Source organism: Thermostichus sp. OS-CIW-32 (genome assembly GCF_054060415.1).
The window spans coordinates 72,674-95,982 of the sequence record NZ_JBSSDD010000001.1; the positions used below are offsets into that span (position 1 = coordinate 72,674).

24 protein-coding genes are annotated in these 23,309 nt (G+C 60.5%); 14 read left to right on the forward strand and 10 right to left on the reverse strand.

Translation table 11 applies throughout. The features are described 5' to 3' along the window. Positions 1-109: 109 nt before the first annotated feature. Entirely contained in the window at positions 110-970 is an 861-nt protein-coding gene (gene dapB / locus ACVWY8_RS00390; RefSeq protein ID WP_457392707.1) for a 4-hydroxy-tetrahydrodipicolinate reductase, read from the forward strand. Here dapB and ACVWY8_RS00395 read toward each other — a convergent pair. The 9 genes from ACVWY8_RS00395 to ACVWY8_RS00435 all read right to left on the reverse strand — a co-directional run bounded on the left by ACVWY8_RS00395 (position 967) and on the right by ACVWY8_RS00435 (position 11,259). After that, the gene (locus tag ACVWY8_RS00395; protein WP_457392568.1) at positions 967-1,884 is read right to left on the reverse strand and encodes a methylenetetrahydrofolate reductase; all 918 of its coding nucleotides are present in this window, start codon (positions 1,882-1,884) and stop codon (positions 967-969) included. The genes dapB and ACVWY8_RS00395 overlap by 4 nt on opposite strands. Positions 1,885-1,961: 77 nt before the next feature. Next, positions 1,962-3,557 (reverse strand): hypothetical protein, encoded by a 1,596-nt coding sequence (locus ACVWY8_RS00400; protein WP_457392566.1) that lies wholly within the window; start codon positions 3,555-3,557, stop codon positions 1,962-1,964. Positions 3,558-3,781: 224 nt separating this feature from the next. After that, positions 3,782-4,651: an LmeA family phospholipid-binding protein gene (locus ACVWY8_RS00405; RefSeq protein ID WP_457392563.1), complete on the reverse strand. Its 870-nt coding sequence runs from the start codon at positions 4,649-4,651 to the stop codon at positions 3,782-3,784. A gap of 107 nt (positions 4,652-4,758) precedes the next feature. Next, on the reverse strand, positions 4,759-6,240 hold the full coding sequence (locus tag ACVWY8_RS00410) for an NAD(P)/FAD-dependent oxidoreductase (protein WP_457392560.1): 1,482 nt from the start codon (positions 6,238-6,240) through the stop codon (positions 4,759-4,761). Continuing rightward, positions 6,194-6,808 carry a nucleotidyltransferase family protein gene (locus ACVWY8_RS00415; protein WP_457396703.1) on the reverse strand — a complete coding sequence of 205 codons (615 nt, stop codon included), beginning with the start codon at positions 6,806-6,808 and terminating at the stop codon, positions 6,194-6,196. The genes ACVWY8_RS00410 and ACVWY8_RS00415 overlap by 47 nt, the downstream gene beginning before the upstream one ends. Then, positions 6,798-7,580 (reverse strand): twin-arginine translocase subunit TatC, encoded by a 783-nt coding sequence (gene tatC / locus ACVWY8_RS00420; RefSeq protein WP_457392557.1) that lies wholly within the window; start codon positions 7,578-7,580, stop codon positions 6,798-6,800. The genes ACVWY8_RS00415 and tatC overlap by 11 nt, the downstream gene beginning before the upstream one ends. 158 nt (positions 7,581-7,738) lie before the next feature. Further along, the gene (locus ACVWY8_RS00425) at positions 7,739-8,947 is read right to left on the reverse strand and encodes an amino acid ABC transporter permease (RefSeq protein ID WP_457392554.1); all 1,209 of its coding nucleotides are present in this window, start codon (positions 8,945-8,947) and stop codon (positions 7,739-7,741) included. Positions 8,948-8,950: 3 nt separating this feature from the next. Next, positions 8,951-10,186 carry an amino acid ABC transporter permease gene (locus tag ACVWY8_RS00430; protein ID WP_457392552.1) on the reverse strand — a complete coding sequence of 412 codons (1,236 nt, stop codon included), beginning with the start codon at positions 10,184-10,186 and terminating at the stop codon, positions 8,951-8,953. Positions 10,187-10,221: 35 nt separating this feature from the next. Then, the gene (locus tag ACVWY8_RS00435) at positions 10,222-11,259 is read right to left on the reverse strand and encodes an amino acid ABC transporter substrate-binding protein (RefSeq protein ID WP_457392549.1); all 1,038 of its coding nucleotides are present in this window, start codon (positions 11,257-11,259) and stop codon (positions 10,222-10,224) included. Between the two features lie 263 nt (positions 11,260-11,522). Here ACVWY8_RS00435 and ACVWY8_RS00440 point away from each other — a divergent pair, with 263 nt between their 5' ends. Beyond that, positions 11,523-12,311, forward strand: a complete 789-nt coding sequence (locus ACVWY8_RS00440; RefSeq protein ID WP_011432567.1) for an amino acid ABC transporter ATP-binding protein — start codon at positions 11,523-11,525, stop codon at positions 12,309-12,311. Between the two features lie 8 nt (positions 12,312-12,319). Here the strand turns inward: ACVWY8_RS00440 and ACVWY8_RS00445 are convergent, their stop codons facing one another. After that, on the reverse strand, positions 12,320-13,168 hold the full coding sequence (locus tag ACVWY8_RS00445; protein ID WP_457392546.1) for a class I SAM-dependent methyltransferase: 849 nt from the start codon (positions 13,166-13,168) through the stop codon (positions 12,320-12,322). A 28-nt stretch (positions 13,169-13,196) separates the two neighbouring features. Here ACVWY8_RS00445 and ACVWY8_RS00450 point away from each other — a divergent pair, with 28 nt between their 5' ends. The 12 genes from ACVWY8_RS00450 to ACVWY8_RS00505 all read left to right on the forward strand — a co-directional run bounded on the left by ACVWY8_RS00450 (position 13,197) and on the right by ACVWY8_RS00505 (position 23,303). Next, complete coding sequence (locus tag ACVWY8_RS00450) at positions 13,197-13,412, forward strand: hypothetical protein (protein WP_457392544.1); 216 nt, start codon at positions 13,197-13,199, stop codon at positions 13,410-13,412. A 168-nt stretch (positions 13,413-13,580) separates the two neighbouring features. Continuing rightward, a complete protein-coding gene (locus tag ACVWY8_RS00455; RefSeq protein ID WP_457392542.1) occupies positions 13,581-14,996 on the forward strand; it encodes an ABC transporter substrate-binding protein in 1,416 nt (471 codons plus the stop codon). Between the two features lie 61 nt (positions 14,997-15,057). Then, positions 15,058-15,873, forward strand: a complete 816-nt coding sequence (gene trpA, locus ACVWY8_RS00460) for a tryptophan synthase subunit alpha (RefSeq protein ID WP_457392539.1) — start codon at positions 15,058-15,060, stop codon at positions 15,871-15,873. A gap of 471 nt (positions 15,874-16,344) precedes the next feature. After that, positions 16,345-16,863 (forward strand): phycocyanin subunit beta, encoded by a 519-nt coding sequence (locus tag ACVWY8_RS00465; protein ID WP_011432573.1) that lies wholly within the window; start codon positions 16,345-16,347, stop codon positions 16,861-16,863. A gap of 98 nt (positions 16,864-16,961) precedes the next feature. Then, positions 16,962-17,492, forward strand: a complete 531-nt coding sequence (locus ACVWY8_RS00470) for a phycocyanin subunit alpha (RefSeq protein WP_457385328.1) — start codon at positions 16,962-16,964, stop codon at positions 17,490-17,492. Positions 17,493-17,812: 320 nt separating this feature from the next. Next, positions 17,813-18,082, forward strand: coding sequence for a phycobilisome linker polypeptide (locus ACVWY8_RS00475; RefSeq protein ID WP_414349914.1), 270 nt, complete (start codon positions 17,813-17,815; stop codon positions 18,080-18,082). A gap of 73 nt (positions 18,083-18,155) precedes the next feature. After that, positions 18,156-18,926 carry a HEAT repeat domain-containing protein gene (locus ACVWY8_RS00480; RefSeq protein WP_457392537.1) on the forward strand — a complete coding sequence of 257 codons (771 nt, stop codon included), beginning with the start codon at positions 18,156-18,158 and terminating at the stop codon, positions 18,924-18,926. 64 nt (positions 18,927-18,990) lie between these two features. Then, complete coding sequence (locus ACVWY8_RS00485) at positions 18,991-19,632, forward strand: HEAT repeat domain-containing protein (RefSeq protein WP_457392534.1); 642 nt, start codon at positions 18,991-18,993, stop codon at positions 19,630-19,632. Between the two features lie 57 nt (positions 19,633-19,689). Then, entirely contained in the window at positions 19,690-20,415 is a 726-nt protein-coding gene (locus ACVWY8_RS00490) for a phycobilisome rod-core linker polypeptide (protein ID WP_414406383.1), read from the forward strand. Positions 20,416-20,539: 124 nt separating this feature from the next. Further along, entirely contained in the window at positions 20,540-20,851 is a 312-nt protein-coding gene (locus tag ACVWY8_RS00495; protein WP_457392531.1) for a DUF6825 family protein, read from the forward strand. 29 nt (positions 20,852-20,880) lie between these two features. Then, positions 20,881-22,584, forward strand: a complete 1,704-nt coding sequence (locus ACVWY8_RS00500; protein WP_457392529.1) for an ABC1 kinase family protein — start codon at positions 20,881-20,883, stop codon at positions 22,582-22,584. Further along, entirely contained in the window at positions 22,584-23,303 is a 720-nt protein-coding gene (locus ACVWY8_RS00505; RefSeq protein WP_414388222.1) for a PP2C family protein-serine/threonine phosphatase, read from the forward strand. The genes ACVWY8_RS00500 and ACVWY8_RS00505 overlap by 1 nt, the downstream gene beginning before the upstream one ends. Positions 23,304-23,309 lie beyond the last annotated feature (6 nt).

Sequence of the window (23,309 nt, forward strand, 5' to 3'; positions counted from 1 at the left end):
GATCCCCCGCTTTCGCAGTCATTTCGTAGAGCTTGGATGAGGGCAGCAGCGGGTGACAACATCGGTTGATCCAGTTGACCACGATAGCGGTGGGGAGCACTTTCAGGAGTTGACAGCTCCAGAAGCGGCTACATCCCCCATTCCGGTTTTGGTGGTGGGGGCCTTGGGCAAAATGGGGCGGGAGGTGGTGCGAGCCGTTGCCCAGACGCCCGACATGAGGTTGGTGGGGGCGGTGGCCCGCTCTCAACTGGGCTCGGATATTGGCGAGGTGCTGGGCCTGGGATCCCTGGGGGTGGAGATTACCGATGACTTGTCGGGGCAGTTGCTGAGGTTGTCGCAGCGCAGCAACCGCAGCGTGATGGTGGATTTTACCCATCCTCGGTCGGCATTTGAACATGTTCGCTCGGCCATTGCCTTTGGCGTGCGTCCGGTGGTGGGGACGACGGGCCTGACGCCGGAGCAGGTGGAGCGGCTGCGGGATCTGGCGGACAAGTCGGGTGTGGGCTGTTTAATCGCGCCCAATTTTGCCATCGGCATGATTTTGCTGCAGCAGATGGCCCTGCAGGCGGCCCAGTATTTTGACCACGTTGAGATCATCGAGCTGCACCACAACCGCAAAGCGGATGCCCCCAGCGGCACGGCTCTACAGACGGCACAACGGCTGGGACAATTGGGCAAAACCTTTAACCCGCCCGTTCGCGACAGCGGGACGGAGTCCTCAGTGGAAGAAAAAGAGCTGATCCCCGGTGCGCGGGGAGGGCTCTCTGGCCCCAACATTCCCATTCACAGCGTTCGTCTGCCGGGGTTGATCGCCCATCAGGAGGTCATTTTTGGTGGGATGGGGCAAACCCTCACGTTGAGACACGACACCACCGATCGGATAGCTTTTATGCCGGGAGTGATCCTGGGGATCCGCAAGGTGCTGCAGCTCAAAGGTTTGGTCTACGGGCTGGAGCAAGTGTTGAGCTAGCCGGTCAGGGGAGGGATCCCGGCCTCATCCAGAATGCGGGGGATGAGGTGCTCGGCTTTGACGGCCATCAGATGCACCCCATGGCAGATCTGGCGGGCCTGACGCACCTGTTCGGCGGCAATGCGGATCCCTTCTTCGAGGGGGTGGGCGGCGTTGGCCAGCCGCTGGATAATCCCGTCTGGGATCTTCACTCCTGGCAGGTTGCGGTTGATAAACTCGGCATTTTTGGCCGACTTGAGCAAAAAGATGCCAGCCAGGATGGGCTTGCCGGCGGGACGGCCCAACTTATCCATGAAGCGCTCCAGTTGCTCAAAGTCGGTAACCATCTGGCTTTGGAAAAATTGGGCTCCGTTTTCCAGCTTGCGGTGGAAGCGCCGCTCCAGGCCGGAAAAGCTGCCCGATTGGGGTTCTACCGCTGCCCCTGCCAACAGATGCGTGCCCCCATCCGGGAGAGGTTTGCCGTTGCAATCGAGGCCATTGTTCAGCCGTTGGATAAGCTGCAGCAGGCGCACCGACTCCAGATCGAATACGGGGCGGGCATCGGGGCAATCGCCGATGTGGATGGGATCCCCGGTGAGGGCCAACACATTGCGCAGGCCGAGGGCTGAGGCCCCCAACAGATCCCCCTGGAGGGCCAGGCGGTTGCGATCCCGACAGGCCAACTGCAGGATCGGTTCAACACCCGCCTGATGCAACAGCACCGAGGCCGCCAACGGGCTCATGCGGGCCATGGCTCGGTTGGAGTCCGTGATGTTGATGGCATGCACCCGCCCCTTGAGCTGCTGGGCCAAAGACAGCAGGGTGCTGGTGTCGGATCCCTTGGGGGGGGTGATCTCGGCGGTGAGCAGAAATTCCCCCCGCTGGATGGCCTGGGCGAAGCGGGACAGGGGAGGTGATGAGGGGATCAGGGCCACAATTCCTGAAGGAAAGGTAAAACGGCTGGCTTATTATCGACTTTTCCGGGAGGTTTTTCCAGACAGGTCGTCCTTTCTCAAGGCTTGGGCGAGGGAAGGGGGCTGGGCGGGAGTTGCACCCGCATTTCCCCCAGCCATATCTTGGGATCCCCCTGTTGCAGATGCTGCCGCCAATCCTGTGCTGCTGCAGGAGGGATCCCGTCCCCGCTCAAGGCCCAGCTCCAGCCGATCACCTGAGGCCAGCGCTGCGCCTCCAGACCTTCCAGCAGAGGTTGAGAGGCTTCCGAGCCCAGGGCTGGCCCGCGGATCACCACAGGCACTTTCGGGTTGAGGGCCTCAAGGCGGCGGTACAGCGGTTCAAAAGCGGCGGGATCCCCCGTTACCTGTAGGCTCAGCCAGTCCATCTCAGGGAACCGAGCCCAGGTGGACACGGCCTTGGCATCTTCTCCGTCCAGCTCCACCACCCAGAGCAAATTGGCCGGGGACTCCGTCCCGCTAACGCGAACAGAGCGCAGGGTTTGCATCAGGTGTTGGTAAGCCCGTTGTTGCAGCGAGGACTCCGTCCCACCAAAGGGCTCCCCACCGCTACCGCGAGTGCGTTCGGGATCCCCGTCGCCAACAACGACGGCCAGGATGATGGGGGTGGCAAAGCGCTGGATCCCGCGGGCCCAAGAGCGCAAGGTCTCATCGTGATCCCCATTGGCCAAGGCAGAAAGTTGGGCCGGATCTAGCCGCAGGCGCAGGTAGGGGACTGAGCCGCTTTCCCGCAGGCGACTGGCCAACTGCTGCGGAAAGTCCTGGCGGGGATCCCAGAGGTGATCCACGGCTGCCCAGGCGGGGGGCTGACCAATGGCCTGGCGATAGGCGAGGAGTTGATCCCAAGTGGGAATGCCCGGCCAAGCGACCCCGTGATACAGCCGACCCGGAGGTGGCGGCAGCGGCCTACCCCGTAGAAAGGGGGCGGAATCGGGTGGGATCGGCGAGGTGAGAACAACCTCCAGCCGCAGCGGCGGCAAGACCTCACCGGCAGGGGGATGCGGCAGGGAGAAAGGGAGGATCCAACTGCGCTCCTGGAACTGGCCTCGGATGATCTGCTGAGGGTGAAAGTCCTGGGGAGGTGGCAGCGGTTCCAGCGGGTCTTCCCCCCAGAAAGCCCGTTGGATTACCAAGCGCACCCCTGCGCCGGGGTGGATCAGAGGCGTGGTGGTATCCAGGTGAAAGCTACCCCTGAGGCGGGTGGACGTCTCATTGGGCTCAACCCGGAAGGAGAAGGTGATCTGGTCAGATCGGTAGGTGCCTGGAGCGGGGGAAGCAGTGGGGGGCGGGGATCCCGGCAGGCTTTCGCAGTCGGTGCAGGGAAAAATGGCCTGCGGATGGAGAGAGACAGAAGCCTCGCGGGCGGATTGCAATTGCTGGGGGCTGATGACAAAGCTGGCCCAAAGATGCTTCAGACGGGGCTCCCGACCGGGCGAGATATCGGAGAAGGTTCGGCCCTCAGGAGTGGCCGTGCGGGTGCCGGCAGCCGTGCCGTCCAGAGGCACCGTGGAAACTGGGTCGCCAGCACAGCCCCCCAAAAAAACGACCGACAAGATCAGGGGCAGCGCCCAGCCGCAAGTGCTCCGCACCGCTACCGCGACCCAGGGGTCGAGTTTGCAGTTGGATGGCTGGATCATGATCTCACCTCAATACACCACTCCTGCCCGGCTACCGAAGGGAGTCGATGCCGCTCTCGTCTTGTGGACGGTGCGGTTCCCGACGGGGCACCAACGCAAACGGCCAGCAAGATCCCTTTCCCTCCGGTTGCTAGAGGGATCCTCGCCCAGAGGCACACCCTTTGAGATTGATCCCGATCACACCCGTTGCTGAACGGGAAAGGTCTCCGTCCTGCCCAGGCGAACTATCCCTGCGGCACGGTTGCGACTTCTGGGTAAATGGTCAGGATCCCTTCGTAGAGGATTTGGCCGGGCTGCACCTCCAGGCGGTCAATGCGCACGCCGGGATCCAACTGAATGGGGAAATCGGCCAGGCCGGGGATGGGGATCTCTTGGCCTTCGCTCACCCAGAGGGGATTGACCAGCCGCAACCGGTTGGGACCTTGGGCTTCTAGGCCGGTCAGCACCGTCACCGGCGCTTCCACCCCTTCGGGAGTGGTCAGGTTAGCCTGGATGCGCAGCCGACCCTGTTCCAGCGTGACCTGAGGCTGGCGGATAAGAAAAGGCACCACTTGGCCCCCAACAGGCAACTGCACCTGGGCCTGGGCCAGTTGGGCTTGGATGAGGGGAGCCTGAAGGGTGCGGTTCAGGTCTTCCTCGGTGAGGCGTAAACTCACCTGCACCGGCACAGGGGCCAATAGCCGCAGTGGGCTCCGTCCTTGGATGGCTTCGCCCACATTGAGGCGAATATCCTGGCCCTGCAGCCGCAGATGACTGACCTGAAAGCCTTGATAGCTGAGGTTGTCTCCCGACACCTGGGCTTGAGGGATCTGCCCGTTCAAAATCTGGGCGTCGGAGCCGACAATTTGCACTTGCAGGTTATCGACCCTCTGAACCTCCGAACGGATCCAAGCCGCCACCAAAGGGCTGAGAAGGGATCCGGCAATTTGGGCAAATCCGGGGGGCCAAGGCCAAAACATGGTGGGTAGGCTGAGCAGCAATGCAAACCCCAGCCGCTGCCCTGCTTGCGAAAGCCGTTGGCGGCGACAGGTTGCCGATTGGGTTTGGAGAGGAGACGGATCTGGACTGGGCCGATGGCAAGACGTGAGCAGCACTGGATACCTCAGGAGCAACAACAAGCGATGGTTTCCACCCGAACTACAACCAGACTAGGGCAGGACTTCTCTGCCGAACAGAGGGATCCCCCGCACACTTGGAGAGGCTATCCATCCGTCAACTGCCACCAAAGATACCCCAGCCGCAGGTAGTGAAGCCGTAACCAGGGCAAAGGGAAAGAGCGGGGCGGCTGGCGAAACAGAGCGCTCATCTGAGAAGGGATCCCGGCGATCTCCTGGGCCAGCATTTTGCCCGCCCACACTGCTGTGGCCACACCGCTGCCGTGATAGGCCAAGCCGTACCACAGGCTGGGATCCGCCGGCGAAGGGCCAATATGGGGGTGAAACTGCCGAGAAAGGCAGACCAGTCCATTCCAGGCGTACTCGATCTCCACCCCTTCCCAAGCAGGGAAAAGACGATAGAGCTGTCGGGTCATCCAAGTGCGCAACTGCTGTCGCTCCGTCGGGGTATCGCGGGTGCCACCCCGTCCCCCAAACAGCAGGCGCCCATCCGGCAGCAGACGGTAATAGAACAGCAGCCGCCGCATGTCGTAGAGCGGCGTCGGATCCCACCACCCTTGCGCTTTCTGCTCCTGAGGCGTCAGAGGTCGGGTGACCAGGATGTTGGACAGTGCCGGCAACAGGGATCCCGCCAGTTGGGGATACAGGGCCTCTGGGGTGTAGCCATTGGTGGCGATGACCAAGTGCCGAGCGCGCACCGTTCCTCCCGGCGTGTGGCAGCAGTGGTGGGATCCCACCTTTTCCCAGGCCGTGACCGGACTGCCGCTGTACAGTTTTGCCCCCCACCGGTGGGCTGCTTGGGCCAGCCCTTGGGTGAGCTTGAGGGGGTTGAGGCCAAACCCCACCCCGATGTGCAAAGCGCCGTGGTTCTCTTGGCTGTTGAAGCCGCGTTCCCGCAGCTCTTTGGGGTTGAGGAGCTGGGCCGGGTAGCCCGCCACCTGAGTACAGATCTGGTACTCGGCCTCTAACTCCGACCATGCCTGTGGACGATGGGCCACTGCGTAGCAGCCCTGTCCCTGGGCCTCTAGGGAGAAGCCCTCGCTGGCCGCCAGCTCCCGAACGGTTTCCACTGCCTGCCATTGATCCCGGTAGTAGCGCTCCGTCTCCGCCAGCCCCACCCGCCGCACCATCTGGGTGTGGGTAAGGTGGCTCGACCCCACCCCGCAAAAGCCACCGTTGCGTCCCGAGGCCCCCCAACCCAGGGATCCCGCCTCCAGCAGGCAGGCAGAAATGCCATGGTCGCGGGCCAGGTGCAAGGCCGTCGATAGCCCCGTCAATCCTCCCCCCACAATGACCACCTCAGCGCCCACCTGCGCTTGCAAAGGTGCCGGATGCCGCCAACCGGGATCTGCTATCGTGCTGTCCCAGTAGCTGCCGACCGGACAGGCAGGATCATAGGTGCTGGCAGGATAAAGGCCCTTTCTCATACGAGCAATGGGAAGAACATCTTGCTGGGCAACGCCGAAGTGCTCGGTACCACTGAGGCGACCGGTCGCAGGACAAGTGCTGAAGGGGATCCCCTCACTCCTGGGCAACGCTGTCGCAACCGGCAGCAGCGGCTTCCACATCGGCAGGGGTATTGCAGTCCAGGAAGATCTCAGGAGTGTAGAGCTCCACCTCCTGTACCCGCCTGCCCAGATCCTGCAACAACCGGCGCAGGCCCAGGGTTTCTTCTCGGAGATCCAACAGCTTTTCCCGCAAGCGCCTGTCGATCAGGGTAGGGTGCCCCCGTCGCCCTCGATGCACCGGCACAGTAACCCAAGCGCGATGGCGCAGATGGTACTCCAGCAAGCTGTGGTAGATCCACGCCGGGCGGGGCTGATCCACCGCCGAAATGGCCAGCACCTGAAAACCGGCAGGGATCCCTTCCACCCCTACCCGAATGGAGTGGGTCTTGCCCAGCTCAGGAGCCGGATTGACCAGCACCTCTGCCCCTGCCAAGTGGGGTTGGGCTGCCGCCAAATGCTGGGATCCCAGCACCACCCAGGGTTGAAACCCCGCCTGTCGCCACTGAAAAATCTGGTAAGAGAGCAGGGTTTGCCCGTCTTTCCAGGGCAGAAAGGCTTTCGGCTCTCCCATCCTTGTGGAAAACCCAGCCGCCAAGATCAGCGCATGCAGCTTCGGCTCATTTGCCAAGGAGCTTCACCAGCAGAATGCCAAACAAATATAGAAACGTCACAGCCCCGGCCAAAAGGCTCTGGGTGAGGGGATCCGTCGAAGGGGTGAGAATGGCCCCCGCCACCACCGCGCCCAGAACCACGTAGCGCCAGCCCTTGAACATCTGCTCGGCAGTCACCAGCCCCAGCGCCCCCAGCAGCGCCTGCAAAATCGGCACCTGAAAGGCCAGGCCGGTACTGAACAACAGCAGCAGCACAAACTCGAAGTAGCGGTCAATGGACCAAGCCTGATCCACCACCCCTTCGCCGTAGCGGATGAAAAAGTTAAGCGCCGCCGGAATGAGGAGATAGTAGGCGAAGACCAAGCCGGCCACAAAGAGAAGGCTGGATCCCAGCACCACCGGCCCCAGCAGCTTGCGCTCCTTCACGCTCAGCCCCGGCAAGACGAAGCGGGCAATTTGGTAGAGCAAAAAGGGCGTGGCCAGCAATAACCCCGAGTAGGCCGCCACCTTCACAGAAACGAAAAAATACTCCCCCGGCGCCAGTTGCAAAAAGGTAACCCCCTGCGCGGGCACCTCCAGCAGGGCGACAATGCGATTCACCACGGCAAAGCAGGCGATGATGCAGATCGCCACCGCGATCACGCTGGCCAACAGGCGGCTGCGCAGCTCTTCCAAGTGCTCCATCAAGGTCATCTCGACCTCGTAGGGAAACTCCGGATCCCGCACCCGACCAGACTCAGGGGCCGCCGCGGCTTGCTCCGGGGACTCGGTCTCAGAGGCAAGGGTCATGGGCCAAGGTGTAACGAAACGTTCCCCGCTATCTTAGCGCTGCCCCCTCTCCAGGGAAAAGCACTTGTCGAGCCGCTATAGGGGGATGTAGCCCTGGCCTGTTAAGGGGATCCCGGGGCCTGAGCAGATGAAACTGGGAAGGGGAGCGGTTGCAGTTTTTAGCGCTTGCCCAAGCCCAGCGCCTTTTCCACCTGCTGGGCGGCATAGGCCATGGCAAAACAGCAGATGAAGTAGATTAGGCCGATAAAAAACAGCACTTCCCGCTGGGTGCCTAGCCAGTTGGGGTTGGTGAACACCACGCGCCCCGCCTGCAGCAGGTCGATGAGGCCGACAATGAACACCAGCGACGTGTCTTTGAAGAGGGTGAGGAACTCGTTCACCAGCGCCGGAACGGCTGCCCGCAGTGCCTGGGGCAAAATCACCAGAGCGGTCACTTGAAAGGGGTTCAAGCCCAGCGCCCGTGCCGCCTCCAGCTGGCCCAGCGGGATCGACTGCAGGCCGCCCCGCACGTCCTCGGCCACGTACACGGCTGTAAACAAGATGAAGGCCACCTCCGCCCTGATGATCAGGTTGACGCTGATCCCCCCCAGAAAGAAGGGCACCAACAGCCAGGCGGCAAACAGAATGGTGGTCAGAGGCACCCCCCGCACCAGCTCGATCACCAGCGTGCAGAAGATCCGGATTACCGGCAACGCCCGATTGGCCCGGCCCAACGCCAGCAACACCCCAATGGGGAAGCCGATGATCATGGCGGCTGCCGCCAAGATCAAGGTCAGCAGCAGTCCAGACAGTTGCTCAGCCCGCACTGCCGGCCAAGGGGGGCCCAGGTCGCCCAGCAGCAGCTGCAGACAGAGGGGCAAGATCAAGGCCCAAACCCAGATGGAAGCCAGCCGCCAGGATTCCCGTCCGCGACTGAGGGCAATAGCGGCAAAAGTCGCTCCAGAGCAAACCGCCAGCCACCCCTGCGACTGGGTTCCCAAAGGCAGGAAAGCGGCCAAGCCCATAGCAGCTCCCAAGAGAATGAGGTAGTGCAGCAGCACACCGCCCCAAGCCCCCCCCGCTACCCCCAAGGTGGCCAGCACAATTCCCAACACCGCCCACACCCGCCACAGTTGGCTGCTGGGGTAGGTGCCGCTGGCAAAGATTTTCAGGTTGGCCGGGATCACCTCCCAGCGGGCTTGGGTGAACGCCCAGTTCCAGAACAGGGAAATTGCCCAGGCCAACACCAAGGCAGAGACCAAGGTGAGCAAGGTGCTCAGCCAGGAGTCGAACAGGTTGCGGCGCACCCAAGCCAGCGGACTTTGTTTCTCCGTGGGGGGGAGTACCTTTTCTTCTTCTATAAGCGGAGAGGAGAGACTGCTGGGCATGGGTTAGCGCTCCACCAATTTGACGCGGGCATTGAGCCAGTTCATGCCGTAGGAAACCACCAGGTTGAAGGTCAGATAGGTGGCCATGAGGATGGCGAACATCTCCACCGAACGTCCCGACTGGTTGATGATGGTGCTGCTGATGTTGAACAGATCGGAGAAGCCAACGGCAATGGCCAAGCTGGAGTTTTTAATCAAGGTGAGATACTGAGTGTTCAAGGAGGGGATCATGATCCGCAGGGCCTGGGGCACAATCACCAAGCGAAAGGTTTCCAGCTCCGACAGGCCGACGGCCCGGGCCGCCTCCCACTGCCCCCGCGGCACCGCCAAAAAGGATCCCCGCACCACTTCGGCGATATAGCAGCCGGTGTAGGTCACCAAGCCCAGCATCATGGCGGTAAACTCCGCCGAAAGTTGGATCCCGCCCCGGAAGTTAAAGCGCTCCAGTACCGGGACATCCAGCCGCACCGGCGGCTCTGGGAAGAGCACCCAGCAGGCCACCGCCAGCAGCGCCACCCCCGCAGCCACCCACAGGTTCCGCTGCCGGGATCCCAGCTCGGGTCGGCAGACTAGGAGCAGCTTGCGGATCCCCCACCCAGCCGCGATTACAATGGCCAGCGCGGGAACCAGCCAGCCGCTGGGATCCAACCCGGGCAGCTTCACTCCCCGCTGGTTGATAAAGACAAGCCCGCCGATGGAGAGACTGTTGCGCACCCCCGGCAGGGTGAGGATCACCCCCTGGTACCAGAAGATCACGATCAGCAGCACCGGGACATTGCGAAAGATCTCGGTAACAACGGTGGCCAGCTGGCGGGCCAGCCAGTTGCTGGAGAGGCGAGCCATCCCCAGGACAAAGCCCATCGCCGTCGCCAACACAATGCTGACTGCCGACAGCCAGAGGGTGTTCACCGCTCCCACCGCCAGAGCCTTCAGGTAGCTCTCGGAGGGGTCGTAGGGGATCAGCCCCTCGGTGATCCCAAAGTTGGCGGAGTTGTCCAGAAAGCGAAAGCCCAAACTGATGCCCAGGCGGCGCAGGCTGGCGAGGAGATTTTGGGCGAGGATCCCGAACACCAGCAGCACGGCCACGACAAAGGCCACCTGCAGCAGAACTTTTAGGATGCGCTCATTCCGCCACCAGGGGGGGCGAAGGTGGGACTGGTCGGACAGAGAAGTCATGCGGGGCAAGCAAAAATTCAGAGCACAGCAGAGAATAGGGGATCCCTGGCCGGTACTGACCAACCGGGATCCCTAGGCCCGGATTCCGAATCAGCCGATCAGCGGAAAGGCGGCGCGTACTGGATCCCACCTTTGGTGTAGGGCTGGTTCAAGCCCCGCGGCACGCCCAAGGGGGTCAGGTGGCGGTCGAAGATCTCGCCGTAGTTGCCCACCGCCTTGATGACATTGACCACCCAATCCGGCTTCAGGCCCAGCAGCTCTCCCAGGTTGCCCTCCTGGCCCAAGAAACGACGGATATCGGGATCCTCCGACTTGAGAAACTCCTCCACATTGGCGCTGGTGATCCCCTTTTCTTCTGCATAGAAGAGGGCGTAGACCGTCCAGTTCATAATGTCGGAGAAACTCTCATCTCCGTGGGGAACCAGCGGCCCCAAGGGCTCTTTGGAGATCACCTCCGGCAAGATCACGTGGTCGTCGGGAGAAGCCAAGCTGGCCCGGCGGGAGATGAGGGCGCTTTGGTCGCTGGTGATGGCATCGCAACGGCCCTCTTCGTAGGCGTTGAAAGAGGAATCATCGCCGTCGAAGGTTACTGGCGTAAAGGCAATGCCACGGGCGCGGAAGGTATCCGCCAAGTTCAGCTCGGTGGTGGTGCCGGCAATCACACAGATGGTGGCCCCGTTCAGGTCTTCCAGCTTTTCCACCCCCAGCGACTTCCGCACCATAAATCCTTGGCCGTCGTAGTAGGTGGTGGGGCCGAAGGTCACCGCCCACTCGCGATCCCGGGTGAGGGTCCAGGTGGTGTTGCGGCTAATCATATCGACCTCGCCCGACTGAATCGCAGACTGGCGATTGGCCGCCGTCAGGTAGACGTATCGAACCTTGTCCGGATCTCCAAAGAGAGCGGCAGCTACCGCCCGGCAGATGTCGATATCAAAACCCACATACTTGCCTTGGTCATCCAGGTTGCCGAATCCGGGCAGTTGGTTGTTTACCCCACAGATCAACTCGCCCCGAGCCTTGATGCGGTCGGTGAGCGGCCCCAGCTGCGCCCAAGCGGGAAGGGACTGCAGGCCCATAGACAACGCCAGTGCCCCGGCCAAGGGAGCCAATCCGTTCAAATGCTTTATCCAGTTCATAAAATTACCCCATGTCAATCCTCAAGATCTTCGTCGTCAACAGTCGTTCATACACGGCACTTCAACCGAGATACCGTGCCATTGGGTTACACTCCTGCCACACCCCACACCCCATAGAATGGTTTGCCATAGGCGCCTACGATTTTCTCAAAGCCTTACATGTCAGGGCGTATGGAAATGTTGCAGAGGCTACGGTTGTGGCTCGGCCAGTTCTGCCATGGTACCCATGCCTGCTTTGGTGAAACTTAGGGAGTCACCCACCCATGCAAGGATCCCCGCACATAAGGTCTTCACTCTCTCCGCAAAGTGCAGCCAGCGCTGACATTATCCAATGCGAAGATGTTCACAAATGGTACGGCGATTTCCACGTCCTCAAGGGCATTACCACCCGCATCCGCCGCGGAGAGGTGGTGGTGGTCTGTGGGCCTTCAGGTTCGGGCAAGTCAACGTTTATTCGCACGTTGAACCGCTTAGAAGAACACCAGAGAGGGCGCATTGTGGTAGATGGCATTGAGCTAACCAGCGACCTGCGCAACATCGATGCCATTCGCCGCGAGGTGGGCATGGTTTTTCAACAGTTCAACCTGTTTCCCCATCTCACGGTTTTGCAAAATGTAACCCTTGGCCCAATCCACGTGAAAAAGATGAAAAAAAGTGAGGCGATAGAGCGGGCTATGGAACTGCTAAGCCGCGTGGGGATCGCCGAGCAAGCAGAAAAATACCCGGGGCAACTTTCGGGGGGGCAGCAGCAGCGGGTGGCGATTGCCCGCGCCTTGGCCATGAATCCGGCGGTGATGCTCTTCGATGAGCCCACCTCGGCCTTGGATCCAGAGATGATCAAGGAGGTGCTGGACGTGATGCGGGAGTTGGCCCGCTCGGGGATGACCATGGTGTGTGTAACCCACGAGATGGGCTTTGCCCGCGAGGTGGCGGATCGGATTATCTTCTTCGACCGCGGCAAGATCGTGGAGGAAAACACCCCCCAAGAGTTTTTCAGCAATCCGAAAGAAGAGCGCTCCCGCCTGTTTTTATCCCAGATCCTTTCCCACTAGCGAGTCCTTCAGAAGGGGGTGAGGCGTGCCAGAAAAGCCCCCTCCGGCTCTTGATAGACAATCTGCCCCTGCCAGCCGTTGGCGTGGGCACACTGCAGCAGGGTTTCCGGATCTACAAATAGCCAGGGAAAGGGATCCCCCCGCTGGCCGTTGTACTCGGCTACAAAGTTCACTACCTTGGCTTTTGCCTCGCTCCCTTCCTGCCAATCTTCTGAGCCACCTGCTTCGAGGTGGGCAGGAGCGGCCAGCTTGCCAGAGGGATCTTCCAAGTTTTCTAAACGCCCTCCCTCTTCTGCCGGCAGATTCCGCAGATCTGCGAGGTCGCTGGCATCGCTCAAATCGGTGGAATCCAGGAGCAACTGGCCAGTGGGCTGAACCCAGTGGCGAGCCAGGCGCAAAAAACGCTCCAAGCCCGACAGGGATCCCGCCAAGCCGACGCCGTTCATCAGCAGGAGTAGGGTATCGAAGGGCTCTCCTGGCCCCGCCCAGTGGAAAAGATCGGCGGCAATGCGGCAGCGCACCCCCCGCTCTGCCATGATCTGCAACGCCACCGGGGAGCGATCCAAGGCAGCCACGGCCAATCCTTCCTCCTGCAGCAGCAGGCTGTGGCGGCCCGTGCCGGCGCCGATGTCCAGCACCCGACCGCGGCATAGATCCAAAGCCATGGCCTCCACCTCCGGCAGCTCCTGGGTGAAGAACACCTCTGGGGAGACCACCTGGGGCTCTTCCGCCAACGGGATCCCCTCCAGGCCGTAGGCATGCAAGAGCAGGGATCCCTTGGTCTCTCCTCGGTGCCAGTCCCATAGGGCTTGCTCTAAGGGATCCTGAAGTGGGTAATTCTCGACAGCCTTTATCATGGAAGGGGAAAGCTAAACCATTGACCCGATGGCCATCGTCGCCTTTCTTTACGGTGCCGCTATCGTCCTTTTGCTGATTGCAGCAGTGGTTTGGGCAACATCTCGGCAGTTCAATGTGGAGACCGAGACGCAGATCGGCACCTCGCCAGAAGAGCCCTCCGAGACCTCATCCGTTCCCATTTCCATTGGGGAGCAGCTAGAGCGCCAATACCGCAACAGCCCTTCCTACCGTCCCGGTCCGTGACATACTCCCGCACTCATGCTGATGCATAGTCGGAGATCCTTAGAGATCCTTGGAAAGATGACTTTTGAGGATTCCTGAGGATACAAGCAGTGTCTTTGCTGGCCAAAAGCTAGCGTTTTCTCTCTCTATAATAAATAATAATCTCTATAATAAATAATAATATGATATATGGTTGCCAAGTCTCCACCACCCATTGTCTACATTGCCTTGGGGCTATTGCTACTCTGGGGCGGTCATCGCGCTTGGCAGGCGGGCTATGTTCGCTGGCCGGAAAGCATTTCTCTACCGCCAGTATCGCTGCCAGGGTTGGGGGGTGGAGCACAAGATCTGCTCCTGACCAGCGGCGAGCGCACCTTGTTTGCCGATAGCAGTCCCGCTGCCGTTGCCGCTGCAGAGCTGTTGCGCCAAGGTAACCTCAGCGCAGCCATCCCGGTGTTGGAGATGGGGCTGCAAAGCAACCGCAACGACCCGGAAGCTCGCATTTTCTTGAACAATGCCCGTGCCCAGCAGCAGGGCAGTCCCTTGAGCCTGGCGGTGGTGGTGCCCATCTCCAGCAACCCCAACCGCGCCAAAGAGACCCTGCGCGGGGTGGCGCAAGCTCAGGAGGAGCTTTTCCAACAGGGGGGAATCGGAGGACGGCTGCTGCGGGTAGTGATTGCCGACGATGGCGATAACCCTGAGCGAGCAGCAGCGGTGGCCAAAGCCCTGGTGGCGCAGCCTGAGATCTTGGGGGTGATTGGCCATAACACCAGCGATGCCACCCTGGCTGCAGCCGAGGTTTATCAGCCTGCCGGCTTGGCGATGATCTCCTCCACCTCCACCAGCACTCGCATCAGCATGCTGGGGGATGCCATTTTTCGCACCGTGCCCTCGGATCAAGTGGCCGGCACACAACTGGCCCGTTATGCTCTCAGCACGTTGCGGCTGCAAAGGGTGGCCATCTTCTACAACCCCAACAGCGCTTACAGTACCAGCCTGCGGGACGCCTTTGCCTCCACCCTGACCAGCGAAGGGGGCATCGTGCTGGCGGAGTTCGACTTATCGGCGTCGGACTTCAACCCCCAGGCCAGCCTGCAAAGGGCCGTCGGCCAAGGAGCCCAGGTAGCTTTTTTAGCTCCCACGGCTTCCGTAGCCGAAAAAGCGCTGGCCGTAGCCCGCGAGAACGCTGTAGCTGGTAAGCCCCTTGCTCTTCTGGGCGGCGATGTGCTCTTCAGCCTCACCACATTGCAAGAAGGGGGAGCAGCGGTAGAGGGCTTGGTGGTGGCGGTACCCTGGCATCCCCAGGTGCCGCGCAACCGCGAGTTTGCCCAGAAGGCAGCCCAGCTCTGGGGAGGGCAGGTGAGCTGGCGCACCGCTCTGGCTTATGATGCCACCCGGGTTTTCTTGCAAGCTTTCAGCCAAGGAGCCACCAGCCGCAACGCTGTGCTGGCCCGTTTGCAGGATCCCAACTTCCTCCTCCAGGACGGGGCTTCGGGAGAAGTGCGCTTCTTGCCCTCCGGCGACCGCAATGCTCCCCATGTGCTGGTGCGGGTTGAGCCCGGCAACCGCTCCGGTACCGGCTACGATTTTGTGCCTCTCCCCTAGGGATCCCGGCAGACGCTACAGTGGGGGATGCTCTCAATCTCCTCAGAATCGAATGGATCCCATGCCCACTCGGATCACAGCCTGCTTTCAGGCGCTGCGCAGCCGTGGTGAAAAAGCCCTCATCCCCTACCTCACCGCTGGGGATCCCAACTTGGAAACCACCTTTGAGGCTTTGCAGGTTCTGGATCAGAGTGGCGCCGATCTCATCGAGTTGGGAGTACCTTACTCGGATCCCTTGGCGGATGGGCCGGTGATCCAAGCGGCAGCCACCCGCGCCCTCAGCCGGGGAGTCACTTTGGGCGCCATTCTACAAGGCTTGCGCTGTCTCTCGCTGCAGGCCCCCCTGATCCTGTTCACCTACTACAACCCCATCCACCAGCTCGGCATCCCCAACTTTCTGCATCAACTGCGGCAGGCCGGCTGTGCCGGTTTGGTCGTCCCCGATTTGCCTCTGGAAGAGGCGGGATCCCTGCGACAAGCAGCCCAGGCCGAAGGGATCGACCTCATCCTGCTGGTGGCACCTACCAGCCCCCCAGAGCGCATGCGCCGCATTGCCCAGCAGTCCAGTGGCTTTGTCTACTTGGTGAGCACTACCGGCGTTACCGGCGAACGGGCCACCCTGGAAAAGCGGATCCCGGCTTTGCTGCAGCAACTGCGCCAACAAACCCCTCTGCCGATTGGGGTGGGCTTCGGCATCTCCACTCCAGACCAGGCCCGCCAGATCGCCCTCTGGGGGGCAGATGCAGCGATTGTGGGCAGCGCATTTGTGCAACGGCTGGCGAAAGCCCCCACGCCTGAAGAGGGACTGCAGCAAATAGCCCACTTTTGTCGAGCCCTCAAAGCGGCTCTGCAAGAGGTGACCCCTCCAGAGCGCTGACCGAAGCGCGAGGAGCGTGGAGCGGCGGAAAAATCCCCCGGCTTTAGCCGTGGGGAGAACGTCAGTTCTGTTCAGGAGGGCGCCAACTCAGGTTGCTTCCATCTCAAAACAAATGTTTACATTTTGTGAGCCAGCCCGCAGACCCATTTCCCCCCTGCTGCGCTCCATAGTCCAGGGATCCCAGGCTAAGCAGACATTTTGGTATCGATGGGTTTGTAAATCTTCACAAAACACTCATCCCTCCCGCGATATAAAATTAGGCTGGATGCTCGGCTGTCTGAAAGTCGCAGAGGTTCTTGACCTATCTAAAAATTGGGGGGTTCGGTGGGGGTAGTTTTGAGCAGCCTGCTGCCACGGAATCCCCAGTTTTTGGAGGTCAAAGAGGATCCCGCAAAAAAGCTTGGGATTTGGCTTTTGGGAGGTTCAGCCAGTCGCTCATCGCTTTTTGGAAAGACCAGAAGGAGATCCATCATGCAAGACGCCTTTACCCGGGTGATCGCTCAGGCAGATGCACGCGGTGCCTTTTTAAGTGACCAAGACTTTGACCGTCTGGCGGCTTTGGTGGCAGAGGGCAACAAGCGCCTGGATGCCGTCAACCGCATGACCAGCAACGCCGCCCAAATCGTAACCAACGCAGCTCGGTCTTTGTTTGCTCAAGAGCCGGATCTGATCGCTCCCGGTGGCAATGCCTACACCAACCGTCGCATGGCCGCCTGCCTACGGGACATGGAGATCATCTTGCGCTACATCACCTATGCCACTTTGGCCGGGGATAGCTCTGTGCTGGAAGATCGCTGCCTAAACGGCCTGCGGGAAACCTACATTGCTCTGGGGGTGCCCACCACTTCTGTGGCCAACGGCATTGCTGCCATGAAGAAAGAAGCCCTGGCCAAGATCATGGATCCGAAAGGCATCACCCCTGGCGACTGCTCTGCGCTGCAAAGCGAAGTGGCCAGCTACTTCGATAAGGCTGCTGCCGCCATCGTTTGAGCTTTGGGTCGAAGCTGGCTTAGTCGTCCCTTTTTAGATCGGTTAGATCCCTTCATTTCTGATAGGCAGGTGGAGATCCAGTCCGCCTTTCCTACAGAATGTTCGTTAACAACACAATTGATGAATTTAGGAGTTGCAAGGTGAAAACCGTCATCACTGAAGCGATTGCTGCCGCTGACAATCAAGGGCGTTTTCTGAATGCCAGCGAGCTGCAGGCCGTGAATGGTCGTTACCAGCGTGCTGCTGCTTCTCTGGAAGCGGCCCGTGTCCTAACCAACAACCAGCAAACCCTGGTGCGGGAAGCGGTGCAGGAGGTGTTCAAGAGGTTCCCTTACTTGACCCAGCCGGGTGAAATGGGCCACGGCGATGTGTTTCAGGCCAAGTGTGCCCGCGACATCGGCTACTACCTCCGCTTCATCACCTATTCCCTGGTTGCGGGTGGCACCGGCCCCCTCGATGAATACTTGGTAGCCGGGCTGCGGGAAGTGAACCGCTCCTTTAACCTCTCTCCCAGCTGGTACATCGTGGCTCTGCAGTACATGAAGAGCCGCGCTCTGGGCATGCTGAGCGGCCAAGCGGCCAACGAAGCTGCCATCTACTTCGATTACGCCATCAACGCCCTCAGCTAAGGGATCCCAGGGCAAAGATCCCCGCTTGTTGGGAGGGGACGATCTCTTTCTTCGTCTTCCAAGTGTGTATCTCTCCAGAGCAGGCGGCGGCTCCAGAGAGGTCTATTCCACCTATTTCTAGGTTGGCTTAGCGCCTCGGCTCCCTTTGAGCCAGTTGGGTTAGTCGCCTGCTCTCTAGTCTGGGGGAGTTAACCTCTGGGTTCTAGACATTGCCTGGTGGCAACGCGGCTGGCCCGCGAAAGTAGCCGGTACAGCTTGTCCGGCGCTTGGTTGCCCCTGACAGTCCTCTAAACGAAATCTGATAATAATTGGGGAAAGCGATGTTCGGTCAAAGCACCACCAGCCCTGAAGCTCTGACAGAAGCCGGCAGCCGGGTTTACCGAGTTGAGTACACCGGCCTGCTCAACCCTCCCGATGCTCTGGCCACCTCTGCCAAAGTTCGCCGCAGCACCCTGAGCGCCACCGTTCCCTACAGTCGGTTGTCTGCCGAGATGCAGCGCATTCTGCGGATGGGTGGCAAAATCGTGCAGGTCACTGCCTTGTCGGGAGCCAATGCCTCTCCTGCTCAGGACAACGGTGCTGCTGAGTAAGGGATGCTCGACGGCTAACTGAAGTTACCGGCAAGGTTGCCCAGGTGTCATGAACAGCTCTGCAACGGTTCGTATGGCATCCAACACGGCGGTGCTGCCACAGCAGCTTAGCTGGGAGCAGGCGATAGCCCGGCTGCAAGGGGATGACTTGCAAGATCGCTACTATGCCGCCTGGTACTTGGGCACAGTTCGGGATCCACGTGGGGTAGAGCCACTGCTTTTGGCGTTGCAGGATGAACGGGATCGCACCGCCTTGGGGGGCTATCCTCTGCGCCGCAATGCCGCTAAGGCCCTGGGGCAAATCGGGGACGTGCGGGCCGTGCCCGGTTTGATCGAGGCGCTCACTTGTACCGACTTTCATGTGCGGGAAGAGGCTGCCTATGCCTTGGCTCAATTGGGGGACAAGCGAGCAGTGGATCCCTTGCTGGCACTGTTGCAGTCCCGCGAGCAGGAGCAGCCCTGGGAAGCCCTTATCGAGGCCTTGGGTCAGCTTCAGGCCACCGAGGCTGAGGCAGCGATCCGGCCCTTTTTGAACCATCCCTCTGAGCGGGTGCGTTCGGCAGCGGCTTGGGTGCTCTATCGCTTTACGCAAGCCGAGGAGCTGACCCAAATCCTGGTGGCGCTACTGGCCCACTCCAACTCCAGCCTACGACAGGCCGCTTTGTTCGACCTGGCCGAATCGGGATGGGTGGCGGGGGCGCCGCTGCTGGCCACAGCCGACGTGGCTCTCAACCTGCGCATCAATGCTCTGAAGCGGCTGTTCGATGTGGCGCTTCAGTTGGGGTGGGTGCCGCTGGCTCAGGTGACGGCGGTGATCCTGCCGCAACTGGAGAAGCTCTTCTAGGATCCTGGGGCGCTCAGTGCCTTTGATCAGCGGTTTCAAGTGTACCTTTGACTATTCGTTGCCTATGTCCTCCGCCTCGGCTGCTCAAGCGTTTCCCATTGCTGTGGCTCAACTGGCAGCAGAATTGGAGCAGGCCACGTCGCCTGAGGAATTGTTGCGGGTGGTGAGGGCGCTGGGCGCTTTGGGCCAAGTGGAAGGGATCCCCATCTTAATTCGCGCCTTTGGGTTCAATCGCCCTGCAGTGGGGGAAGCCGCCCTGGAGGAAGTGCTGCGCTTTGGGGAAGCCGCGGTGCAGCCCTTGCTGAGCCATATTGACGGTTTCGATTACGGGGCGCGGGCCTATTCGGTGCGGGCTCTGGCCCGTATTGGCCATGGGGATGCCTACCCCTTTTTGGCGGAAGCCATTGTAGCGGACTTTGCCCCCAGTGTGCGACGGGCGGCGACCCGTGGGCTAGGACGAGTGGCGGCCAAGCGGCCCTTGCTCGATCAAGAGCGAGCCTTGCAACTGTTGCGGCAATGTCTTGCCGATGCCGATTGGGGAGTCCGCTACGCCGCCGTTGGATCCCTGACGGACTTGGCTCGCCAGGGTGAACAATCTCTGCGCCCCTCAGTCGAGGCTGCGCTCCAGATGGCCCTGGAAGATGCCGATCCTCTGATCCCTCTCCGCGTCCAGATGAGCCGGCAGGAGTTGGCTGCCGAGCCTTAGCTTCTCTGCTCTAGTGTGTCTTTCTCGGTTTTTCTCGTTTTTTCAGGAGCACCACCTATGTCTCTTCCGTTGCTTGCCGATCGCCCCACCACCCAAAATGAGCGGGTGCCTCGCTACTTTGTGCCCAGCGACGAAACCCCGCCCGTCTACCGTCCTGACGACCCGACAGGTATCGACAACATCATTCGCGCTGCCTATCGCCAGATCTTCAGCGAGCATCTGATGCTGGAGAGTTATCGGCAAAAAGCTCTGGAGTCCCAATTGCGCAACGGGGCAATCTCGGTCAAAGAGTTTGTGCGCGGCCTGGGCAAGTCGGAGGTGTACCGGGATCTGGTCATGGTTCCCAACGACAACTACCGCTTCATCGAGGTCACCTTCCAGCGCTTTTTGGGTCGGCCCACCTACAGCCAACAGGAGCGCATCAAGTACTCCATCATCGTTGCCACCAAGGGGCTAGATGGCTTCATCGACGCTGTGGTGGATAGCGAAGAGTACAATGCCGCCTTTGGGGACGATGTGGTGCCTTACCAACGCCGTCGCCTGTCGGAAAAGCCCGCCAACCTGGTAACCCCCCGCTATGGAGCCCGTTGGCGCGATGTCTCCGGCGTGAAGCGCTCGACGCGGGAAGTGGTGCGCACCTATCGTCTCACCCGTCCTCCCAAACCCGGGGATCCAGAAAACTTCCTCAACATGGCCCGCATGCTCAATCCCAAGCCGGCTGCACGGCAAAACATCAGCGTCTTCGATCTGAAGATCCCTGACATGACCACCAACCGCCGCTAGGACTGGACGAACTCCCCAATCCGCCGGGCCGATCGATCCGCTGCTGTTCGGGTGGGTCGGCTCGCCGCTGTGTTTGAGCAGGATTCGTTATAATCTGGGTGATGCTTCTTAACACTTGGGTCGCATGAAGAATCCGGTTGTGCAGGCTTTTTTTGTCGGCAGGGCTGTGGCAGACGTTCTGCGCGAGCGTTTGGAAAGCGCCCTCACCGATATTGCCGGGGAAGTGGGCAAGGTGTGGGCTGAGCTGCAGGAGGGCTGGCAAACCTTTGCCCAGGATGTCATGACCCGGGCTGAGGCAGAAGCATCCATGGCTGCCCAGGAAAGGGTGCCGCTGCCTTTCCAGACAGAAGATTTGCAGGCAACTCTGGACGACTTGCGGGCGGAAGTGGCGCAGCTGCGCTCCGAGTTGCAGAAGTACCGGAGTCGAAACGCTTGAACGCGAGCCTTTTGGGATCCCGGACTTCTTTGGGATCACAACCCGTCAAGCCCTATACCGCCTACCGCTGGGCCCGGGAGAACTATACTCGCCAGGGCCGCATGCTGGACATTTGGCGATTTGTGCTCACCTGGCTGTTTTACCTTTGGCTGGATCAGCAGGCTTGGAGCTATGGGGGACAACCCACGCCCGAGCGAAAGGCCCAGCGCCGCCGGGCCAGAGCCATTTGGATCCGCGAAACGCTGCTTAACTTAGGCCCTACTTTTATTAAAGTGGGGCAGTTTTTCTCCACCCGCGCCGATCTCTTCCCCTCGGAATATGTCGAGGAGCTCTCCAAGCTGCAGGATCGGGTGCCTGCTTTCAGCTACGAACAGGTGGCGGCAATTGTGCAGCAGGAGCTGGGCAGGCCGATAACCCAAATCTACAGCTACTTTGATCCCACCCCTTTGGCCGCTGCCAGCTTGGGGCAGGTGCATCGCGCCAAGCTGAAAACCGGGGAAGAGGTGGTGGTGAAGGTGCAGCGTCCGGGGCTGACCCGGCTGTTCACCATCGATTTGGAGATCTGCCGTGGGATTGCCGAGTTCTTTCAGTATCGCACCTCTTGGGGCGGGCCGGGCCGCGACTGGATCGGCATCTACGAAGAGTGTCGGCGCACCCTCTGGGAAGAGGTGGATTACCTCAATGAGGGCCGCAATGCCGATACCTTCCGTCGCAACTTTCGGGATATGCCGCAAATTGCTGTTCCCAAAGTGTATTGGCGTTACACCTCTCCTCGCCTGTTGACATTGGAATACCTGCCGGGGATCAAAATCAGCGATTACGAAGCCTTGAGTGCGGCAGGGTTGGATCGCAAGGTTTTGGCTCGTCTGGGGGCAGAGGCTTATCTGCGGCAACTGCTCAAGGATGGTTTTTTTCACGCCGATCCCCACCCCGGCAACATTGCCGTGAAGCCCGATGGCACGCTGATCTTCTACGACTTCGGCATGATGGGCCGCCTGCCCTCCGATGTGAAAGAAAAGCTGATGGGCACGCTGGCAGGTGTGGTCTCCAAAAATGCCGATCAGGTGGTGGCCTCGCTGGTGGAACTGGGGGTGCTGGTGCCCACCGCCGATCTGGCTCCGGTGCGCCGCTCGGTGCAGTACATGCTGGATCACTTTATGGACAAACCCTTTTCCAGCAACTCGGGAGAAATCTCGGTGGCGGCCATTAGCGAAGACCTTTACGAGCTGGCCTACGATCAGCCGTTTCGTTTTCCGGCTACCTTTACTTTTGTGATGCGGGCCCTGACCACGTTGGAGGGGCTGGGGAAGGGGCTGGATCCGGAGTTCGACTTTATGGAAGTGGCCAAACCCTTTGCGGAGGAGCTGATGAGTTTAAACGGAAGCGAGACCGAGACCCTCTTGGCCCAGGTTGGCCGTCAAGCGGCTGAGTTCACCAGCAGCAGCCTCAGCTTGCCGCGCCGGATCGAGTCGACCTTGAGCAAGATAGAACAAGGGGAGCTACGCCTGCGGGTGCGATCCAGCGAGACGGAGCGCTTGCTGCGCAAGCTGAACAACACCGGGCTGGGAGTCATTTACGGGGTGTTGTTTGCGGCCTTTTTTTTGAGCGCAACTCAGCTCTTTTTGGCCGGACATGCTACCTTAACGGTTATCACTTTGGTTTTGGCTGCCCTCGCTGCTCTTGCTTTAATCAGAGTACTCTTAAGGTTGAATCGGTCAGAGCGATTGATGTGATGCGACGATATGCCTGCGCTACGGATCCCGGCAAGATCCGCAGCAGCAATCAGGATGCCTACTACTGCGATCCAGAGGGGCGCTATTTTATTGTTGCCGATGGTATGGGAGGACATGCTGCCGGGGCTACAGCCAGCCTGTTGGCTGTCGAGACCATCCGAGAATATCTGGATCGAGGCTGGAAAAACGTGCCGGCACCCCGGTTGCTCAGCGAAGCCGTAGAAGCAGCCAACAGTGCCATCCTCAAGGATCAGCGGGAAAATCCAGAGCGGGCAGACATGGGCACTACGGTGGTGGTGGCCATGGTGGATCCCAAGGGCAACTGCTGGAGTGCTCACATTGGCGATTCTCGCCTCTATCGCCTACGGGGATCCGAGATGCAGCAAATGACCGAGGATCACACCTTAGTGGCTCGCTCCATTCGACTGGGGGAGTTGACCTACGAGCAGGCCCGGATTCACCCCTGGCGACATATTCTCGAGCGCTGCCTGGGCCGGCCTGATGCGGGGCCGCCTTCTGTGCAGCCGATTACCGTGCGTCCGGGGGATCGCCTGCTGTTGTGTAGCGACGGCCTGACGGAGGAGTTAGACGACGAAGTGATCATCGAGTATTGCCTGCAGGTGGAAGATTTGGAGCAACTTCCCCTAAAGCTCATCGAGGCGGCCAAAGAGCGGGGCGGGCGAGACAACATCACAGTAGTGATTGCCGAATACGCCTAGTTTGCG

Bases quoted from the DNA above. Each gene is read 5' to 3' on its own strand.
- ACVWY8_RS00475 (WP_414349914.1), top strand. From the start codon at position 17,813: ATGTTCGGTCAAAGCACCACCAGCCCTGAAGCTCTGACAGAAGCCGGC.
- ACVWY8_RS00470 (WP_457385328.1), top strand. From the start codon at position 16,962: ATGTTCGTTAACAACACAATTGATGAATTTAGGAGTTGCAAGGTGAAA.
- ACVWY8_RS00400 (WP_457392566.1), bottom strand. From the start codon at position 3,557: ATGATCCAGCCATCCAACTGCAAACTCGACCCCTGGGTCGCGGTAGCG.
- ACVWY8_RS00455 (WP_457392542.1), top strand. From the start codon at position 13,581: ATGGTTGCCAAGTCTCCACCACCCATTGTCTACATTGCCTTGGGGCTA.
- ACVWY8_RS00495 (WP_457392531.1), top strand. From the start codon at position 20,540: ATGAAGAATCCGGTTGTGCAGGCTTTTTTTGTCGGCAGGGCTGTGGCA.
- ACVWY8_RS00490 (WP_414406383.1), top strand. From the start codon at position 19,690: ATGTCTCTTCCGTTGCTTGCCGATCGCCCCACCACCCAAAATGAGCGG.
- ACVWY8_RS00450 (WP_457392544.1), top strand. From the start codon at position 13,197: ATGGCCATCGTCGCCTTTCTTTACGGTGCCGCTATCGTCCTTTTGCTG.
- ACVWY8_RS00440 (WP_011432567.1), top strand. From the start codon at position 11,523: ATGCAAGGATCCCCGCACATAAGGTCTTCACTCTCTCCGCAAAGTGCA.
- ACVWY8_RS00445 (WP_457392546.1), bottom strand. From the start codon at position 13,168: ATGATAAAGGCTGTCGAGAATTACCCACTTCAGGATCCCTTAGAGCAA.
- ACVWY8_RS00425 (WP_457392554.1), bottom strand. From the start codon at position 8,947: ATGCCCAGCAGTCTCTCCTCTCCGCTTATAGAAGAAGAAAAGGTACTC.
- ACVWY8_RS00480 (WP_457392537.1), top strand. From the start codon at position 18,156: ATGGCATCCAACACGGCGGTGCTGCCACAGCAGCTTAGCTGGGAGCAG.
- ACVWY8_RS00485 (WP_457392534.1), top strand. From the start codon at position 18,991: ATGTCCTCCGCCTCGGCTGCTCAAGCGTTTCCCATTGCTGTGGCTCAA.
- ACVWY8_RS00410 (WP_457392560.1), bottom strand. From the start codon at position 6,240: ATGTGGAAGCCGCTGCTGCCGGTTGCGACAGCGTTGCCCAGGAGTGAG.
- ACVWY8_RS00435 (WP_457392549.1), bottom strand. From the start codon at position 11,259: ATGAACTGGATAAAGCATTTGAACGGATTGGCTCCCTTGGCCGGGGCA.
- ACVWY8_RS00465 (WP_011432573.1), top strand. From the start codon at position 16,345: ATGCAAGACGCCTTTACCCGGGTGATCGCTCAGGCAGATGCACGCGGT.
- tatC (WP_457392557.1), bottom strand. From the start codon at position 7,580: ATGACCCTTGCCTCTGAGACCGAGTCCCCGGAGCAAGCCGCGGCGGCC.
- ACVWY8_RS00505 (WP_414388222.1), top strand. From the start codon at position 22,584: ATGCGACGATATGCCTGCGCTACGGATCCCGGCAAGATCCGCAGCAGC.
- trpA (WP_457392539.1), top strand. From the start codon at position 15,058: ATGCCCACTCGGATCACAGCCTGCTTTCAGGCGCTGCGCAGCCGTGGT.